3 protein-coding genes and 1 pseudogene are annotated in these 2,121 nt (G+C 51.9%); 3 read left to right on the top strand and 1 reads right to left on the bottom strand.

Translation table 11 applies throughout. From position 1 onward, the window contains the following. Positions 1-303, top strand: a pseudogene (locus tag ACOSYY_RS15220) (hypothetical protein); the annotation flags it as partial. 82 nt (positions 304-385) lie between these two features. Here ACOSYY_RS15220 and ACOSYY_RS15225 read toward each other — a convergent pair. Further along, on the bottom strand, positions 386-802 hold the full coding sequence (locus ACOSYY_RS15225; protein ID WP_421663419.1) for a 2Fe-2S iron-sulfur cluster-binding protein: 417 nt from the start codon (positions 800-802) through the stop codon (positions 386-388). Positions 803-942: 140 nt separating this feature from the next. Between ACOSYY_RS15225 and ACOSYY_RS15230 the strand changes: the two genes are divergently transcribed. Both ACOSYY_RS15230 and ACOSYY_RS15235 read left to right on the top strand, forming a co-directional pair. After that, positions 943-1,416, top strand: a complete 474-nt coding sequence (locus ACOSYY_RS15230) for an RrF2 family transcriptional regulator (RefSeq protein ID WP_421663420.1) — start codon at positions 943-945, stop codon at positions 1,414-1,416. Continuing rightward, positions 1,413-2,121, top strand: a 709-nt coding sequence (locus ACOSYY_RS15235; protein WP_421663422.1) for a cysteine desulfurase family protein, incomplete at its 3' end; no start/stop codon positions are given. The genes ACOSYY_RS15230 and ACOSYY_RS15235, both read left to right, overlap by 4 nt.

Genomic DNA, 2,121 nt, shown 5'->3' on the forward strand with positions numbered 1-2,121 from the left:
AAAATCCAAACTCGGGTCTTATTGATCGCCGTGGCACCCAATGAAGATGAGGTGTTGTTCCATCAGGAATGGCTCACGATGGCCGTGCAACATCCCTCTTTCCGTTATCTTCCGCTGGTCGCTCGGAACGGAGAGTCGGAAGCCGTGGAAAGAACCTTGTCCATGCTCACGCCATTGATCAAAGAGCAGCCCAAAGTGGTTCCGATGATCTGTGGGACCAAAGCATTCGCCCGGCCCCTGCGTGCATATCTTACAGAGGTAGGTTACGACCGAAGAGAAGTGAAGGTGGAGACGTACGACTAGAGCGAGTTATTCGTGAATCGTTAACCGTGAGACTCTGATTCTTGCGTTTAACCAATAACGATTCATGAATAACGCGGATGAATCAATGCCCCTCCCGCACGAGATTTTTATTGACGGCCGGGATTTCGACGACGATATCCTTGGTGCCGTTCGGCACACACTGGCACCCCAGACGAGACTGTAATGTCGTCATGGGAGCTTCGTCTAACTGATCATACTCATCATCGGTTCCCCCATTGCAGGTTTCCAATCCCTGTTTCACGATGACGTGACAGGTCGAACAGGCGACCACACCACCACAGACATGCTCCAAGTCCACTCCGTGACCCATTGCAATATCTAAAATGCTTCCCGGCAGCCCAGTAACACCATAGGGAATCTTTGTAGGATCGACTGAGACTGTGGTCGAACTCCCATTCGGCTGGATAAATGTCACGGCATAGGAGACTTTCGGAAGTTCATAATCGGTCTTTTCAATATACGGGTTTGTCCCGCCCATGTGCCTGTTCCTTTCTAAAATAGCGCTGGACCCTGGCTGTGTCCGTGTATTGACACCGGAGAAACATGCGTGCTACTCTTAGTCCGACCACATTGATCGGAGATCATTATAGTCTCCGATCTAACAGATCGGCAATAGCAATGTTGAAGATTTCAAAAAAGGCTGATTACGCACTCATGGCCCTGCAGCACATTGCTTCGGTCCAATTCGGTGATGTGACTCCTGGCCGCGTGGTGAATACGAAAGAGATCGCTGAAGAATACAACATTCCTCTGGAATTGTTAGCGAAGGTTCTCCAGGTACTCTCAAAGAACGGTCTCATCGAAAGCCACAATGGTCCCAAAGGAGGATATCTCCTGGCACGGAGCGCAAGACAGATTACGATTGCGCAAATCATCGAAAGCATCGAAGGCCCGCTTGCCATCACCGACTGCTCACACGAAAAAGCCGGTGAATTCTGTATGCAGCTTGAACACTGTAACATCCGCACGCCGCTACTGAAAATACAAGACAGCATCTACCAGTTACTGAACAGCATGACGTTGGGAGACATGATGGGCGGCACACCGTTCATCACGATTCAGTCTCCCTCGGCACAAGGAGTAGAACGATGAAGCTTCCCATTTTCCTCGATAACCATTCCACCACTCCCATGGACCCGCGAGTTCTGGAGGCCATGCTGCCCTATTTCACGGAAAAATTCGGGAACGCCGCCAGCCGTAATCATGCCTTCGGCTGGGCCGCGGAAGAAGCGGTGGAACAAGCCCGCAAACAGATTGCAAGGCTCATCAAGGCCGACTCAAAGGAAATCGTCTTTACCAGCGGTGCAACTGAATCGGACAATCTGGCATTGAAGGGCGCCTTGGAGATGTATAAGGAGAAAGGCACCCACATCATCACATCAACCGCGGAACATCGGGCCGTGCTTGATACAGCCAAGTCCCTTGAGGCTAAAGGGTTGGCGACCGTGACCTATCTATCGGTCGATAAATACGGGATGGTGAGCCCACAAGACGTACAGAATGCCATCACCGATAAGACGATCCTGATTTCGGTCATGCTGGCCAACAACGAAATCGGCACGATCAATCCCATCCAGGAAATCGGCAAGATCGCGAAGGCAAGAGGGGTGCTGTTCCATTGCGATGCCACCCAGGGCATCGGAAAAATACCGGTCGATGTTCAAGCCATGGGCATCGACCTCATGTCGTTCTCGGCTCATAAAATCTACGGACCCAAGGGGGTCGGCGCGCTCTATGTCAGAAAGCGGAATCCCCGCGTGCGGATCGCCGCCCAGATGGACGGAGGGGGTCATGAAC

The sequence above is a fragment of the Nitrospira sp. BLG_2 genome, assembly GCF_049222245.1.